Annotated in this window: 14 protein-coding genes and 1 tRNA gene; 11 read left to right on the top strand and 4 right to left on the bottom strand. The window is 35.4% G+C overall.

Annotation, left to right across the window (positions count from 1 at the left end):
- Positions 1-14 precede the first annotated feature (14 nt).
- Both ES677_RS08720 and miaB read right to left on the bottom strand, forming a co-directional pair.
- Entirely contained in the window at positions 15-938 is a 924-nt protein-coding gene (locus ES677_RS08720; protein WP_148368320.1) for a hypothetical protein, read from the bottom strand.
- A 3-nt stretch (positions 939-941) separates the two neighbouring features.
- On the bottom strand, positions 942-2387 hold the full coding sequence (gene miaB, locus ES677_RS08725; RefSeq protein WP_148368319.1) for a tRNA (N6-isopentenyl adenosine(37)-C2)-methylthiotransferase MiaB: 1446 nt from the start codon (positions 2385-2387) through the stop codon (positions 942-944).
- 417 nt (positions 2388-2804) lie between these two features.
- Here miaB and topA point away from each other — a divergent pair, with 417 nt between their 5' ends.
- The 7 genes from topA (at position 2805) to ES677_RS08760 (ending at position 12488) form a co-directional block, all read left to right on the top strand.
- On the top strand, positions 2805-5381 hold the full coding sequence (topA, locus tag ES677_RS08730; RefSeq protein WP_148381031.1) for a type I DNA topoisomerase: 2577 nt from the start codon (positions 2805-2807) through the stop codon (positions 5379-5381).
- Between the two features lie 4 nt (positions 5382-5385).
- Positions 5386-6558: a formimidoylglutamase gene (locus ES677_RS08735; RefSeq protein ID WP_148381032.1), complete on the top strand. Its 1173-nt coding sequence runs from the start codon at positions 5386-5388 to the stop codon at positions 6556-6558.
- Positions 6559-6725: 167 nt separating this feature from the next.
- The gene (gene porK, locus ES677_RS08740) at positions 6726-8090 is read left to right on the top strand and encodes a T9SS ring complex lipoprotein PorK/GldK (RefSeq protein WP_148368316.1); all 1365 of its coding nucleotides are present in this window, start codon (positions 6726-6728) and stop codon (positions 8088-8090) included.
- Between the two features lie 66 nt (positions 8091-8156).
- A complete protein-coding gene (gene porL, locus ES677_RS08745) occupies positions 8157-8795 on the top strand; it encodes a type IX secretion system motor protein PorL/GldL (RefSeq protein ID WP_148368315.1) in 639 nt (212 codons plus the stop codon).
- A 46-nt stretch (positions 8796-8841) separates the two neighbouring features.
- Positions 8842-10407: a type IX secretion system motor protein PorM/GldM gene (gene porM, locus ES677_RS08750; protein WP_148381033.1), complete on the top strand. Its 1566-nt coding sequence runs from the start codon at positions 8842-8844 to the stop codon at positions 10405-10407.
- Between the two features lie 42 nt (positions 10408-10449).
- Positions 10450-11349, top strand: a complete 900-nt coding sequence (gene porN / locus ES677_RS08755) for a type IX secretion system ring subunit PorN/GldN (RefSeq protein ID WP_148368313.1) — start codon at positions 10450-10452, stop codon at positions 11347-11349.
- Positions 11350-11444: 95 nt separating this feature from the next.
- Positions 11445-12488 (top strand): NAD(P)/FAD-dependent oxidoreductase, encoded by a 1044-nt coding sequence (locus ES677_RS08760; protein WP_148381034.1) that lies wholly within the window; start codon positions 11445-11447, stop codon positions 12486-12488.
- Here ES677_RS08760 and ES677_RS08765 read toward each other — a convergent pair.
- A complete protein-coding gene (locus ES677_RS08765) occupies positions 12478-12870 on the bottom strand; it encodes a DUF983 domain-containing protein (protein ID WP_148381041.1) in 393 nt (130 codons plus the stop codon). The genes ES677_RS08760 and ES677_RS08765 overlap by 11 nt on opposite strands.
- Positions 12871-13081: 211 nt before the next feature.
- Here ES677_RS08765 and ES677_RS08770 point away from each other — a divergent pair, with 211 nt between their 5' ends.
- The 4 genes from ES677_RS08770 (at position 13082) to ES677_RS08785 (ending at position 16359) form a co-directional block, all read left to right on the top strand.
- Complete coding sequence (locus ES677_RS08770; protein WP_148381035.1) at positions 13082-14989, top strand: ABC-F family ATP-binding cassette domain-containing protein; 1908 nt, start codon at positions 13082-13084, stop codon at positions 14987-14989.
- Positions 14990-15150: 161 nt separating this feature from the next.
- A complete protein-coding gene (locus tag ES677_RS08775; RefSeq protein WP_148381036.1) occupies positions 15151-15969 on the top strand; it encodes a leucine-rich repeat domain-containing protein in 819 nt (272 codons plus the stop codon).
- Positions 15970-16043: 74 nt separating this feature from the next.
- A complete protein-coding gene (locus ES677_RS08780; protein WP_148368309.1) occupies positions 16044-16226 on the top strand; it encodes a CPXCG motif-containing cysteine-rich protein in 183 nt (60 codons plus the stop codon).
- 60 nt (positions 16227-16286) lie between these two features.
- Positions 16287-16359 (top strand) — tRNA-Met (locus ES677_RS08785).
- 652 nt (positions 16360-17011) lie between these two features.
- Here ES677_RS08785 and ES677_RS08790 read toward each other — a convergent pair.
- On the bottom strand, positions 17012-17492 hold a 481-nt coding region (locus ES677_RS08790), incomplete at its 5' end, for a transposase (RefSeq protein WP_148381037.1).

Genomic DNA, 17492 nt, shown 5'->3' on the forward strand with positions numbered 1-17492 from the left:
AAATAAAAATAATACTAATTAATGTAATTAAAAACCTCAGATTGGGTTACTGTGGTGTCTTCGCCTAAATCGTAAAAACTGTTTTTAGTTGAAATTCTATCTGTTGCTATGTAGTTTATTGTAAACTCGAAAGTCCCTTCTGCTGTTGTCGTTGCAATCCAATTATTCGCGCCATGAAATTGTGCGACAATACTCCCGGCTTGCGCGTCGTAATCGTCGTTTAAAAAGCTAAGCATATATTGATTAATAAACCCTTGTTTTAACGGGTTGGTTGCTGTGTCGTAAGCGTAAGTAGACGTGGTGTTTGTTTCTCCAGTCATAATAGACTCAGCGCAATTACCACCAGTGGTATAGGTTAGTGTTTCTGCTTGAATACTTAAACTATCTTCAAACGTTTCCTTTCTAATCAAGTTCGTGTTACCGTCAAATTCAAACGTTGTCGTTAATCCGTTATCAGCATCTGTTCTGGTTACAATGTTTCCATTGTAAGTAAAAGTATAGGTGTAATCGTCGGCATCATCTTCAATAAAATTATACACTATTTGAGAGATGTTTTGCCCGTCGTAAGTTATAATGGTTTCGTTAGTTAAAGTTGAACCTTCATACGATTGCAACGCGGTAACATTTCCCAAAGCATTTGTAATAATAGTGGTTTGCGTGGTAGATGTCACTCCAAAAAATGTTGTCACGGTAGTAATTCCTGACGCTTTTCCGTTGGTAAATGTAAAGTTGGAGTCCGTATTAATGGTGCCGAATAATGGCACCTGTGCAGCGACATTATACGAATAGGTTGCCAACGTTAAATCGTCGCTTCCCGTACCAGGGTCTACCGGAATTGTTGGGTCTTCGGTACCAATTGCAAAATCAGGATCTAAGGGCTCGTTATTGCAACTTGTAAAGGCAATAGAAAAGCTTAAAAGGAATAGAATTTTTTTCATAGTTTATTGTTTTTTAGAACGTCCAATAGCGTCACCTTTAAGTGTTGCTTTGGTACAATCTGTTATAGTTACGTTTACGAAATCGCCAACATTGTAGGTTCCTTTCGGAAAAACAGCCACGATATTTTTTTCGGTACGACCCGACCAATGGTCTTTCGATTTTTTAGATTCGCGTTCTATTAAAACTTCAACCGTTTTTCCTAAGTTTTCGCGCGTTCTAAATTCGCTGTGTTTAAGCTGAAGTTCTATAATCTCACTTAATCGTCTGCTTTTTGTAGCTTCCGGCACATCGTCTTCCAATTTACGTTCGGCTAGTGTTCCCGGTCTTTCTGAATACGTATACATATAACCAAAATTATATTTTACATAGTCTAATAAGGACAAGGTATCTTGATGATCTTTCTCAGTTTCCGTTGGAAAACCAGCAATCATATCTTGAGAGATGGCGCAATCTGGAATAATAGATCTAATATTATCTATTAAAGTAAAATACTCTTCTCTAGTGTGTAAGCGATTCATTTCTTTTAGAATACGATCGCTTCCGCTTTGTACGGGTAAGTGAATGTGGTTACAAACATTGTCATATTTTGCCATTGTTTTAATAACATCTAGCGACATATCTTGCGGGTTAGACGTCGAAAAGCGAATACGCATTGTAGGCTGTGTTTCCGCACAGATAGACAATAACTTAGAGAAATCTACGGCCGTTGCTTTTTGCATATCTGTAGCTTTAACGAAATCTTTTTTTAAACCGCCACCATACCAGAGGTAGCTATCTACGTTTTGGCCTAGAAGAGTAATTTCTTTGTAGCCTTTATTCCATAAATCATTGACTTCTTCAATAATACTTTGTGGTGCTCTACTACGTTCTCTACCCCTTGTAAATGGTACCACACAAAAGGTACACATATTATCGCAACCGCGAGTAATAGATACTAAGGCACTGACGCCGTTTGTATTTAAACGCACAGGGGAAATATCGCCGTAAGTTTCATCCTTAGATAGTACAACATTGATGGCATCGCGGCCCTCTTCAACCTCGGCAAGTAAATTTGGTAAATCTTTGTAAGCATCGGGGCCAACAACAAGGTCTACAATTTTCTCTTCTTCTAAAAATTTGCTTTTTAAACGCTCGGCCATACAGCCTAAAACACCCACTTTCATTTTTGGGTTAATACGTTTTACAGCATTATACTTTTCTAAACGTTTTCTAACGGTTTGCTCGGCTTTGTTTCTAATCGAGCAGGTGTTTACTAAAACTAAATCGGCTTCTTCAAGGTTTTGCGTCGTGTTGTAACCTTCTTTAGTTAATATTGAAGCCACAATCTCGCTATCGCTAAAATTCATAGCGCAGCCATAGCTTTCAATAAAAAGTTTTTTAGTGTTTTGTTCTTTATCTTGTAAAACAAGAGTTTCTCCTTGTTTTGTTTCGTCTATTATTTTTTCCATAAGTATGTATTAAAAATACTCAAATTCAACCTGTTTGCAAATATAGGTTTATTAAACGGTGGTGACAAAGTGACAGTGTTATTATTTTTCCCTCATAAAAGTTAAATTTTTGTGCTATTAGGTTTTTTAAATTCACATATAATAAAGATAATAGTCTTAGAATAGAGAATTTTTGTGCTGTTATATTTAGAATTATACCATCGATTCTCGGGTGGCTAGTATAGTGGGAAAAAGTGCGGAATATGGGGTTGGTTTTTATTGTAATGGAGTGGAAACGGAAACACCCTAAAGGTTATTTTTATAAAATATAGACCTAATAATTATTGTGTTTAATAGAGCGGTTCTATTCTTAAATAGGATAAAAATTAGGTGGATGTATTTTTTTTGATATACATTTGTAACCACAAAACACGAAGAATGGCGAAGAATTTAGTAATAGTAGAGTCCCCTGCAAAGGCAAAAACAATAGAAAAGTTTTTGGGTAAAGATTTTAAAGTTGAATCGAGTTATGGACATATTTCCGATTTACCTTCAAAGGAATTAGGGGTAGATGTAGAAGGCGATTTTGAGCCAAGATATGAAGTGTCTGTCGATAAAAAAGCGGTAGTTAAAAAGCTGAAAGATTTAGCAAAGAAAGCTGAAATGGTTTGGCTAGCAAGTGATGAGGATCGCGAGGGTGAGGCCATAGCTTGGCATTTAGCCGAGTCTTTAAATTTGGATAAAGCCAAAACAAAACGCATCGTTTTTCATGAAATTACTAAGACTGCTATTCAAAAAGCAGTAGAGAATCCTAGACAAATAGATTATGATCTAGTCGATGCACAACAAGCACGTCGTGTATTAGATAGAATTGTAGGGTATGAGTTGTCGCCGGTATTGTGGCGAAAAGTAAAAGGAGGGTTGTCTGCGGGTCGTGTACAATCGGTTTCTGTGCGTTTAATTGTAGAACGTGAGCGCGAAATTCAAGGATTTAAAGCGGAAGCGTCGTACCGTATCGATGCTGAGTTTTCTAACGAAGAAGGACAATCGTTTAAGGCGAAACTGCCAAAATCGATTCAAACCAAAGAAGAAGCAGTCGCGTTTTTAGAAAAAAATGCAAATACTACTTTTAAGGTGGTTAACTTAGAAAAGAAGCCCGCTAAAAAATCGCCAGCAGCACCGTTTACCACGTCGACCTTACAACAAGAAGCATCGCGAAAATTATACTTCTCAGTAAGTAAAACGATGAATATGGCACAACGTTTATACGAAGCCGGTTTGATAACTTATATGAGAACCGATAGTGTAAACTTATCTGATGAAGCACGAAAAGGTGCCGAAAAAGAAATTATAAAAGCCTACGGAAAAGAATACAGTAAAACACGTAATTATAAAGGTAAAGTTAAAGGCGCACAAGAAGCGCACGAGGCCATTAGACCAACAAGTTTCGAAACACATTCGGTTAGTTTAGAACGCGATCAAGCGCGTTTATACGATTTAATTTGGAAACGTGCTATTGCTTCACAAATGAGTGAAGCACAATTGGAGCGTACCAATGTTAAAATTGAAGCTGCAGCACATAACGAAACCTTTACAGCAAATGGAGAGGTTATTACTTTTGATGGATTTTTAAAGGTGTACTTAGAAGGTACCGATGATGAAGATACCGAGCAAGAAGGAATGTTACCGGCAATGAAGGTAAACGAAACCTTACTCAATAATTATATCACGGCAACCGAGCGTTATTCTCGAGCGCCCTACCGCTACACTGAAGCATCTTTAGTTAAGAAGTTAGAAGAATTAGGTATTGGTCGTCCGTCTACTTATGCGCCAACTATTTCTACCATCCAAAATAGAAATTACGTAGAAAAAGGAACAATTGACGGTGTAGAACGTAATTACACACAATTGGTTTTAAAAGCACATAAAGTAAAAGATAATGCGCTTACCGAAAAAGTAGGTTCGGATAAAGGAAAATTAGTACCAACAGATATTGGTATGATTGTTACCGATTTCTTAGTGAATCATTTCGAAACGATTTTAGATTACAGCTTCACCGCAAATGTAGAAAATCAGTTTGATGATATTGCCGACGGTAAAGCCGATTGGAAAGAGGTAATGAAGTCTTTTTATAAAGATTTCCACCCTAAGGTTATCGACGTTCAAGAAAATGCCGATAGAGAATCTGGAGAACGTATATTAGGTGAAGATCCAACTTCGGGTAAACGCGTAAGTGTGCGTTTAGGGAAATTCGGACCAATGGTGCAAAAGGGAACGGTAGATGACGAAGAAAAACCAACCTACGCTAGTTTAAGTCCGGACCAGCAATTAAATACTATAACGTTTGAGGAAGCGATGGATTTATTCCAGTTGCCAAAAACGTTAGGTGATTATAAAGGAGAGCCCGTAGAGGTTAATAATGGCCGTTATGGGCCATATGTTAAGTTCGGTGACGCTTTTGTATCGTTACCTCGTGGTACGGATCCGTTAAGTATGGAATATGACGGTGCTATTGAGCTTATTAAGGAAAAGGAAAAAGCAGACGCTCCTATATATATGTATAAGGATTTACCGGTGCAAAAAGGAAAAGGGCGTTTCGGACCATTTATTAAATGGAATGATATGTTTATTAACGTGAACAAAAAATACGATTGGGATAATTTATCCGATGAGGAAATAGTGGAATTGATCGAAACCAAAATTCAAAAGGAAATTGATAAGGTTATTCATAATTGGGAAGATGAAGGTATTCGCGTAGAGAAGGCGCGTTGGGGACGTTTTAATATCCTTCAGGGTAAAGTAAAGATAGAATTGCCTAAAACAACTGATGCGCCGGCGTTAACTTTGGAAGAGGTACAAGGTATCATCGAAAAAAACGCGCCTAAGAAAAAAGCGGCTAAGAAAAAGCCAGCAGCTAAGAAACCGGCTGCTAAGAAACCGGCAGCAAAGAAAACGACCACCAAAAAAGCGGCAACTAAAAAAACAACCGCAACGAAAACCACTACAAAAAAATAAATAAATGAATTTTAGTTTCCTTTCACCTGTATCAGATTCAGTGCTCGCTCATAACGAGCTATTATCCATGCAAGCACTAGGGCGGAAATTAAGAATACACTCAGCGCAACACGGTATTCCAGATTTAACTGGAGTCTCTGTTGCGCTTATTGGTGTTTTAGAAAACCGAAATAGTGTCGATTATATTGGCGAAGATCACGATTTTAACGAAATCCGTAAAGCATTCTACGCGTTATACCCTGGAAGCTGGACTGTTACCATTGCCGATTTAGGCGATATACAACGTGGCGAAAGTGTAGAGGATACATACTTTGCTTTAAAAACGACAGTCTCTATATTAATTGAGAAAAAAATAATTCCTATTGTCATTGGCGGAAGTCAAGATTTAACTTATCCGTTATATCGGGCTTACGACGAATTAATGCCTATGGTGAATATCGTTAATGTGGATGCTAAATTCGATTTAGGCGATTCAGCGAAACCAATTAAAAGCAATAGTTTTATTGGTAAAATAATTTTAGACGAACCGTATAATTTATTTAACTACGCCACCATTGGATATCAAACGTATTTTAATTCTCAAGAAGAAATAGATTTAATAGAGCGTTTGTATTTTGAAGCTTATCGCTTAGGGGAGGTTTCTAACGATATAACTATTGTAGAACCTGTAATGCGCGATGCAAATATTGTGAGCGTGGATTTAGGGGTCTTAAAAGCTTCAGAAGTGAGTTTAAAACAACGGCTGTCTCCAAACGGATTAGACGGCAAAGAAATTTGTGCTGTTTCTCGCTATGCAGGTATCAGCAATAAGGTGTCAACATTTGGGATTTTTGATTATAAAGCGTCTTACGACGATGAAATGACCGAACTTTTAATCGCCCAAATGGTCTGGTATTTCATAGAAGGATTTAACTATCGTGTTAAAGATGATGACTTTATAACTGGAACTAATCACCAGAAATATATTACATTAGCAGACGCGCACGAGCTTGTTTTCTACAAAAGTATTAAATCTGGACGCTGGTGGATTGAAATTCCTTTTTTAGCAAATGTTAATAATAAATTAAAAAAGCACACGTTATTACCTTGTACACATCAAGATTATTTGGACGCGTGTAACAACCTAATACCAGATAGATGGTACAAAGCATTTCAAAAAAACAGCGTGTATTCGTAAACCGAATGTTATTCTTTTTTAACATTTTCTTAATCGATTAATGGTGTTTTAACACGATAAAATGTCGTTTTTATGCTAAAAAAGTTGTTTTTTAAATATTATATAAATATGTTTACGCTCTTGAAAAAAATAAGAGCAATTAATTAACCTTATAGGTATCAATAAATATGAAGAAATTTCTACTAATAACGGCAGTTTTGACACTTTTAGCAAGTTGTGGTTCTAAAGACAAGGGTCAGCTAGTTGGTGTAAAAGGAAAAAAATGGCATCCAGAAAAACCTTATGGTATGACATTGGTACCAGGTGGTGCATTTATTATGGGTAAGGCCGATGATGATTTGGCTGGTATTCAGGATGCTCCGGCAAAAACAGTTACAGTAAGAGCTTTTTACATGGACGAAACGGAAATCACGAATAGTGAGTACCGCCAGTTTGTAGAATGGGTTCGCGACTCGACAATTAGAACAAAGTTGGCTATTTTGGCTGATGAGGTTGGTGAAACAGACCCAACAAGCCCAGGAATTGGCCAGTTTGCTTTTAAAGGCGCTAATGAAGAGGATATGAGTGTCTACGAAAAGTATATGTTCGATAACTATAGCGGTTTGGGAGAAACAGGTTACGAAGGCAAAAAATTAAACAAAGACATTGATTTGGTTTTTGACACCGCCGAATATCCAGATGAGTTTTATGCTGAAGTTATGGATACAATGTACCTTCCTATAGAAGAGTCTTATAACGGACAAAGAACGTGGGATGTAACGAAGTTTAAGTTTCAGTACACGTATATGGATATTCAAAAAGCGGCTAAAAACAGAAACTTACGACGTAAAGACGTTATAATGAAAGAAGAAGTAGCTATCTATCCAGATACAACAGCTTGGATTAGAGATTTTGCTTACTCTTATAACGAACCAATGCACAATGATTATTTCTGGCACGATGCTTACAGTGAGTATCCAGTAGTAGGAATAACTTGGAAACAGGCCAAAGCATTTTGCCAATGGAGAACCTTAAAGCATAACTCATATAGAAAGGAGAAAAAGAAAGCTTTTGTAAACTCTTATCGTTTGCCATCTGAGGCAGAGTGGGAGTATGCAGCAAGAGGTGGTTTGCAAGCAGCAACATTTCCTTGGGGTGGGCCGTATGCCAAAAACGATAGAGGTTGTTTTATGGCTAACTTTAAACCATTACGCGGTGATTACGCAGCAGATCAAGCATTATATACTGTAGAAGCAGATGCCTACGAGCCAAACGATTTTAACCTTTATAATATGGCTGGTAACGTTTCAGAATGGGTAAATGCATCTTACGATCCAGGATCTTACGAATTTGTATCTACTATTAACCCAAGTGTCAACGATAAAAATAACCAACGTAAAGTGGTTAGAGGTGGTTCTTGGAAAGATGTGGCCTACTTTTTACAAGTAAGTTCAAGAGATTATGAATATGCAGACTCATCAAGAAGTTATATTGGTTTCAGAACCGTTCAAGATTATATGGGAACTGAAGTTACAGCTAACTCTAGACGATAATTTAAAATACCTACTTAACTATTAATAAATTAACTTAACTACTAAAAATTAAAACACTTAGAAATTATGGCACAAAAAGGAAAACTTTCAACAATGAACATGGTCTACGGGCTTGGAGCTGCAATTGTAATTCTTGGAGCATTATTTAAAATCCAACACTGGCCTTATGGATCACTTATCTTAACAATAGGTATGGTTGTTGAAGCTATCGTATTTACGCTTTCAGCTTTCGAAAAGCAATCAGGAGATTTAGATTGGTCTAAAGTGTATCCAGAATTAGCTGGAGGAGAAGGATCTTTAAAGAAACAATCAAAAAATGAAGACCCTAAAGAAGCAGACGGACTTTTATCTAAAAAATTAGATAACTTATTAAAAGAAGCTAAAATTGATGGTGAATTAATGGCGAGTTTAGGAAACAGCATTAAAAACTTTGAAGGCGCTGCAAAAGGAATTGCTCCAACAGTAGATTCTATGGCATCAACTAAAAAATACGGTGAGCAAATGTCATTAGCTGCAGCTCAATTAGAATCTTTAAACAGTCTTTATAAAGTACAAATGGATAGCGCAAGCCGCCAAGCTTCTATTAATGAAGAAACTGTAGAAAATGCTTCTAAATTAAAAGAGCAAATGCAATCGTTAGCATCAAACCTTTCATCTTTAAATGGTGTTTATGGTGGTATGTTATCTGCAATGAATAAAAACTAATTAGTAATTAGTACACTTAATTATTAACAAAACAAACTAATTAGACATGGCAGGAGGAAAACAGTCCGCAAGACAGAAAATGATTAACTTGATGTATTTGGTATTTATCGCAATGATAGCAATGAATATGTCAAAAGAAGTATTATCGGCATTTGGTTTAATGGAAGCAAAGTTTGTAGAGTCTAACGAGGCTACTACAGAAAAAAACAGCGCACTATTAGAGAATTTAGAAACTAAAGCAGAAGAGAAACCAGAAGATTTTGCAGTACCGGCAACTAAAGCAAAACAAGTAAGTATTGTTTCAGATAAATTTTTCAGATATATTGGAGGATTAAAGCAGGACTTAATAAAAGCGGGAGATTATGAAATAGATCCTAAAACCGGTCAATTACCTTTCGAATCTATGGATAAAACAGATATCCTAGATGAAAAATGGTTTACAGGAGATCGTTTAACAAAAGAGGGTGAAGCCGTAATTGCAGAGATCGAAAAGTATAAAAAAGAGATCTTAGCTATTTTAGGTACAGATGTGAAATACAAAAAAGCGATAGAAAGCTTTAACAGACGTTTTAGTATTGAACCAGAAAAAAACGCTGATGGTAAACAAATTGAATGGTTAGATCACCATTACAAAGGGTACCCAGCAATTGCTTCTTACACGAAACTAACAGCAATGCAAAATGATGTTAAAGTAACCGAAGCAAATATGTTTAACCTTTTCTTAGGTAACACATTAGATGCCGCAGTATCTCTTAATAAATACCAAGCTATTGTATTGGCTGATAAATCTGCATTTTTTGCAGGTGAAAAATTTTCAGGGAGAGTAGTAATAGGAAAGTACGCTAACGTAACACCTTCTAAACTAGTTGTTCAAGGTAGTGAGGTAGACATTGCGAACGCAATAGACTCTACGGGAGCTGCTAAACTAGACTTTAATGTTGGTAATGTTGGTGCTCATGAAATTGAAGGTAAATTTACTTTTTTAGAAGATGGTAAGCCTTTAGAAATTCCTATTAAAGCAAATTACGTGGTAGTTCCACGTCCAAACTCTGCAACTATTTCTGCAGATAAAATGAATGTTGTATACCGTGGTGTTGCTAACCCAATGACGATTTCTTTCGCCGGTGTTCCAGATAATAAAGTATCTGCGAGTGGATCAGGTTTAAAGAAATCATCTAAGGCTGGAGCTTATACAATGGTTCCAACTTCAGGAAGAGAGGTTACTATTAATGTAAGCGCAACTCTTGATGATGGTTCTAAAGCGTCAGATAAGAAGACCTTTAGAATTAAAGATATCCCAACACCTTCTGGTCAGTTAGCTGGAAAGTCTGGATCTTTCAAATTACCTAGAAACAACGTTGAAATTGGTACAATTGGAGCAGTCTTAGAAGACTTTGATTTCGATTTACCTTTAACAGTGACTGGATTTAAAATGAAAGTACCTGGGCAACCAAGTGTAACGGTTTCAGGAAACAAACTTAGCGGTCAAGCAAAAGCGGCGTTAAGAAAAGCAAAAAGAGGAGCTGATATTCAGATTTTTGAAATTAGATCACGATCTAATGGTCCAAAAATAAAACCAGCAGCACCAATTATTATAGAGTTATCTAACTAATCAAGCAACTTTGTAATTAAAAACAATTAAATTATTTTTAGAATGAATTATAAATCTTTATTAACAGTTATTTTGGGTATGTGTTTGTCTTCAGGAGCTTTTGCTCAGGCTAACATATTAAATGCCAAAGATCCAGATGAAATTGGAGTAAGAACTGAAGAACAAAAAGCGCTAGATAACGACAAGCCGTTAGATTACGGGTACGTTGACGATAGAGATATTATGTTCGCTAAAATGACTTGGGAAAAAGTAGTACTAGACGAACGTGTAAATTTTCCGTTATATTACCCTGTAGATACCAATAATATTGGTAGCAACAGAAGATCACTTTACGATGTTTTAATAAAGGCTATTGCCCAAGGGAAAATTGAAAAAGTATATAACGATTCTTATTTCACCGGTTTACGTACGCAAAAAGAACTTAAAGACATTACGACTAAAGTGGATACGCTAGAAATAGGGTACGACCAGTTTAATGCCGATGGTTATGTAGATCCTGAGTATATTACAACTCGTAAAATTTCTTCTTTTGATGTGAGTGCTTACTTAATAAAAGGGCTTTGGTATTTCGATAAACGTCAAGGAGAATTAAAGTATAGGCTTTTAGGTATTGCTCCGGCAGCACCAGATGTTAACTTTATTGACTCTAACGATGAATCGAATAAATTACCAAATCCATTATTTTGGGTTTTCTTTCCCGATGCTAGAAATGTTTTACACGAAGCAAAATCGTTTAATACAAAAAATAGTGCCGTACCGTTTTCTTTCGATCATATCTTAAACGCTAGACGTTTTAGTGGAGTGATTTATAAAGAAGAAAATGTATATGGAGATAGAACAATAGACGAGTACGTTGCAGAGAATGCTTTAATGCAGTTATTAGAGTCTAAAAGAATAAAAGAGAAAATTAGAAATTTTGAATTAGATATGTGGTCCTACTAATTTAATAATTATAGTTAATAAAAACGCTCACTTTTTTAAGTGAGCGTTTTTTGTTTTAAGACACTTTCGTCATTTTATATTATATCTTCGCGGTTATGAATGTAGATTATATTATTGTAGGGTGCGGTCTTGCTGGTATTTCCTTTTGCGAGCAATTAATTGCGAATAACAAATCGTTTGTAGTGATGAATAATCATTCTCAGCAAGCCTCTTTGGTTGCTGGTGGGGTTTACAATCCAGTCGTTTTAAAACGCTTTAGCGTAGTCTGGAAATCGGTTGAGCAATTAGCTGTTGCTTTACCAATGTATAAAGCGATAGAAAAGCGGTTGGATATAAAACTAGACTATAAAATTCCTGTTTACCGACGGTTTACCTCTCTCGAGGAACAAAATGATTGGTACGCGGCTTCAGATCAATTAGAGTTGTCTCGATTTATGTCTACAACGCTTCAAAAAAATACTAACGCTTCAGTAAATGCCGACTTTGGTTTTGGTGAAGTTCTTGAAACAGGTCGCATTGACACCAATGTTCTTATTGATAGTTATACTCAGGATTTAAAAGCGAATGCCCAATTACTTGAAGAAACGTTCGATTTTGAAGGGCTTACTATAAACACTTCAGCAGTTAGCTATAAAAATATTACCGCTAAACATATTGTATTTGCTGAAGGTTACGGGGTTGTAAATAACATATTTTTTCCTAGAGTGTCTTTAAAAGAAGCTAAAGGCGAATTATTAACTATCCACGCTCCAGCACTTAAAATAGATTACATTTTAAAAGCGAGTGTTTTTATTATTCCAAAAGGGAACGATTTATATACGGTAGGTTCTACGTATAATTGGACGGATAAAACCAATGCAGTTACTGAAACTGCAAAGGAGCAGCTTTTAAGCAAGCTAAAGCCCTTAATTAATTGTCCGTTTAAAGTAGTAGAACAATCGGCGGGTATACGTCCAACAGTTAGCAATAGGCGTCCAATAATAGGAAGTCATCCCGAATATAAAAATGTTCACATTATAAACGGATTAGGAACACGTGGGGTTTTGATTGGTCCTTATGTCGCAGAAAAGTTATACGAGGCGATAGAAAATAAGGGAGCGATTGCTCAAGAAATTGACTATCTCCGATTTATTTCTTAGCGTTTTTATCTAAAATTTTATCATAACTCATAAAAATATTTATCCATATATTTCTAGATAATCGCATAATTATTGGCATAAAGCCAATGAGCGTTACTACAATTGCGACAAAAGCAGTGGTTAAAGAACTTCCTATAAAAAGGTAACTAATAACAAATGCAGCAACAGAGAATGCAATACCTAAACCATAACTAACATACATAGAACCTATAAAAAACGAGGGTTCTATTTTATATTTTGTATTACAATGGCTGCATCTATCGTGCATCTCAAAAACATCATTTAACTTATAGGGATTGGTGTTTTTGTACATAGACTCGTTATGACACTTCGGACAAACGCCTTTAAATATTCCGTATAATTTAGATCCTTTTTTAAACATAATATTTATGTACTTTTGCATTTTTATAAACTAAACGCGATTTAATTCGAAAGTTAGAATAAAGTGTTTTTTTTTAGTCAAAGAATTCTTCAATTAAGGAGTCAATCTTTCGGGAAAAACATATTTTAATTATAGCTTGAAGTAAGCTCACGTTTAAAACACAAACTTAAGTTTTATTAATCTAAAACTTGGTAACAATAGTTGCAAATTTATGCTAAACATACATAACTTATCGATATCATTTCAAGGGGTCTACCTCTTTGAAGACATTACATTTAAACTCGGTAATGGTGATAGAGTGGGGCTCATAGGAAAAAATGGGGCAGGAAAATCTACAATGCTTAAAATATTGTCTAAAGACATGGAACCCGATACCGGGCAAATAGCTTCGGATAAAGAACTTAAAATAGGTTTCTTAAGACAAGACATCGATTTTGTGTTAGGGCGTACTGTTTTAGAGGAGGCTCACCAAGCCTTCGTAGAGATTAAGGAATTGGAGGCTAAAATGGAGCACATTAATACCCAATTGGCCGAGCGTACCGATTACGAAAGTGACGTGTACCACGATTTTATGGTGGAACTTAATGAGGTACAGCACCAATATGAGATAATCGGAGGTTATAATTATCAAGGGGAAACCGAAAAAATTCTTCAAGGATTAGGATTTCAAAGAGAAGATTTCGATAAACTAACCGATACGTTCTCTGGAGGATGGAGAATGCGTATAGAATTAGCAAAGTTGTTACTTCAAAATAACGATGTATTACTTCTCGATGAGCCAACAAATCACTTAGATATCGAATCTATTATCTGGCTAGAAGGTTTTCTTAAAAACTATTTTGGTGCAGTAGCTATTGTATCGCACGATAAAATGTTTTTAGATAATGTTACGAATCGTACTATTGAAATTTCTTTAGGGCGTATTTACGATTATCCGAAACCATATACGCAATATTTAGTGTTGCGCGAAGAGTTAAGAACGCAACAATTGGCATCGCAAAAAAATCAGCAAAAGCAGATTGAGCAAACCGAAAAATTAATTGAAAAGTTTAGAGCCAAAGCAAGTAAAGCGACAATGGCGCAATCTTTAATAAAAAAGCTGGATAAAATAGATAGAATTGAGGTTGATGAAGATGATAATAGTGTAATGACCTTAAATTTTCCTGTTTCTATAACGCCAGGTAAAGTGGTTATTGAAGCTGATGATCTCTCTAAAAGATATGGTGAAAAGCAAGTACTCTCGGGAGTTGACTTATTGATAGAGCGCGATGTTAAAACCGCCTTTGTAGGGCAAAACGGACAGGGTAAATCGACATTGGCTAAAATTTTAGTGGGTGATATTGAGCACGGTGGCTATCTTAAATTGGGTCACAACGTTCAAATAGGGTATTTTGCACAAAATCAAGCAGAATATTTAGACGGTACCAAAACCGTTTTAGATACTATGATTGATGCGGCAAATGAAACCAACAGAAGTAAAGTACGCGATATTTTAGGTTCGTTTTTATTTCGCGGGGATGATGCAGACAAATATGTAAGAGTATTATCTGGAGGGGAAAGAAACCGTTTGGCACTAGCAAAATTAATGCTGCAACCGTTTAATGTGCTTATTATGGATGAGCCTACTAACCACTTGGATATTAAATCTAAAAACGTACTAAAAGAGGCCTTAATAAAATTTGAAGGCACCCTAATTCTCGTCTCTCACGATAGAGATTTTCTACAAGGATTAACCTCAACACTTTACGAATTTAAGGATCAGAATATTAGAAAGTATTTAGGGGATATCGATTATTACCTAGAGCAACGTAAAGTTGAAAATTTACGAGAAGTGGAAAAGCGAACGGTTGTAAAAGAAACACCTAAAGAAACCAAAAAACAGAGTTACGGCGACCAAAAGAAACTAAAATCTCTTAATAATAAATTGAGTAATATTGAGTCTAAAGTAAATCAGTTAGAAAAAGATATCAAAGCAATCGACGTTGAATTAGCAACTAATTACGACGAGGTCGTTTCAGATCCTAAGTTTTTTGGTGTTTACGAAGCTAAAAAAGAAAAACTGAAGACTTTAATGGAAGACTGGGAGAATGTTCAAGAAGAATTAGAGAAGTTATATTAGAAAGAGCGGCTATTTAACAGTGTTTACAGGTAGGTTAGAAGTTATTAGTAGCCTATTAAAAGCTATGTTTTTAACATTATTTGTGTCGTTCGTCGAAAAAACTTGTAGTTGGTCATATTTCAAAGTATATTTGATATATAATTAGTCTTAAATCTAACCTTATGAAAACTATTAAATTAACCTTGCTTTGTTTGTTGGTCTCTGCCTTTGCAGTCGCAAACATCTCTTCATTAGAAAAAGAGGCATTATTAGCTATATATAGTTCTACACAGGGTGAGCAGTGGACAAATACTTGGGATCTCTCTGAGCCAGTAACTACGTGGTACGGAGTGACTGTAGAAAATGATAAAGTTGTTGCTTTAGATTTACAATTGAATAATCTAACGGGGACATTACCTCAAGAAATAGGAAATCTTAAATATTTACAAAATCTAAATCTGGGTTTCAATAAAATCGCGGGAACAATTCCTGCTTCACTCGGGCTGTTAAGCAATTTAAATACATTGGAATTATTTTTAAATACGTTTGAGGGAACTATTCCTTCAGAGTTAGGAGATTTAAAAAACTTAAAGAAATTAGCGTTGTATAGTAATTCATTATCTGGTTCTATTCCGACGTCTTTAGGACTATTGAATAAACTTGAATCTTTAGAATTGGGAAGCAATTTTTTAACTGGAGATATTCCTGTTGAGTTAGGCAGACTAATACTACTCAAAAAGTTAAGTCTTATCGATAATAAATTACACGGGTATATTCCAACAGAACTTAGCGATTTAAAGCAGTTAGAAGAGCTAATCTTATCCGAAAATAAATTGGTAGGTCATTTACCAATTCAACTAAATAACTTATCAAAACTTAATACATTAATGATTAGCGATAATATGATGGCTCGTGAATATGTTAGTGTTATCGATAATAAGGTTGACGTTAAGAAAGCTATTTTAAATATAGAAGACACTTATGTTGTAGAGAGAGATTAACACTCTTTTACAAATTGCTATTATAATACAACAAGAGCCAGCTATTTAGTTGGCTCTTTTTTATGCTATAAATTATGTACGAATACTTATTTCAATGCCCATATTGTTGGGAAAATATCTCTATGCTACTTGATCCTAGCGAGTCTAAACAGACTTATGTAGAAGATTGCGAGGTGTGTTGTAACCCAATACAGTTATCTGTAATTTTTTTTGACGGTGAACTTATTGGTTTTGAAGCGGTTAATATAGAACAGTAAAATTTTATTAAAAATAGGCTTGTTATATCTAAAAAGGTTTGTATCTTTGCAGTCGAACAACGCGGGATAGAGCAGTAGGTAGCTCGTCGGGCTCATAACCCGAAGGTCACTGGTTCGAGTCCAGTTCCCGCTACTAGTAAAGCTTCACAGAAATGTGAAGCTTTTTTTGTTTATTATAGTAAGGTACGCCGTCTTAATTCCATTCTAGAATTTCAATTAGAGTTAAAAAAATACGGTACAAGCTCTAATAGGTTGTATATTTGGAATAATTGAAAATTCTGTGTTTGATTTTATAATTTAATAAAATTTGAAAACAGAAGCAAATTGTTTGGAATAAGAACACAAAAACAATCCATTTGCTTAATCCTAAGCTCGTAATTAACTGGAAAGGATTTTTCGGTTAAATAAAAGTGTTTTCTCAAAATTAAGACTAAATAGGTACTACAATCTTTCGTTTTAATAGAGCGTATTCTATATAGCAGGTTTGCTATATCTAGAGAGTAGAAGTCTGTACTGTATGTTTTAAATCTAGGGCTTTGTTTATACCAAAAAATGGACCCCGATTATCTTGAGAGAACCTCTGATTATCACTAATATTGTGATTTTCAACACATAAACTGCAAATTATAAAACTATTTGATGATAAAATCTAGGCTATTTGCCCTTTCGGCGCTGTTATTCATTACTTATACTAATTCTATAGCTCAGGTTCAATCTGCCGGTGAAATGGCTGTAAACTTAGAACTATTCAAGGATCAAGGAATATTTTTGGGGAGTGACATAAATTAGGCATATAATTTAGTAAGTCTAAACAAGAAAAACTTAACATCTCTTACGCCTGTAAACATCGACCTGAACTCTTTGATTTTTGCATTAAAAGATTCCGCGGAAGCATTGGTGCTCCTGTTGTTAAAATAATTCAAAATTGGTTTGTAATGGATTTGTATAGACCTTGCAATGGTATTGAAGGACTTAAAATTTGAGTTTTCTACTTCGTTATACCACTGAGCCAATTTTAGTCTTGCTACATCTTTATTCGTATTGTTTTCATATATATAACTTAGTGCTTGAGCTAACTTATAGGCTTTTTCAATAGTTGGATGAAGCTTAAACAATATTTCTGCTCTTTCTATTTGTCCTGCAGTCCATTTGGTCTTTGGTTTAAATAGCAGATATCGACTCCTGGCCAGCAACTGTCTATGGGTATCTCCGTTAGCGAGAAGTTCTGGTCTATGCGTTTTTTCTGTTTTTCTAGCTTCTTCAATA

Origin of the sequence: Bizionia gelidisalsuginis, from assembly GCF_008086185.1 — a bacterium.
GTDB lineage: Bacteria > Bacteroidota > Bacteroidia > Flavobacteriales > Flavobacteriaceae > Bizionia > Bizionia saleffrena.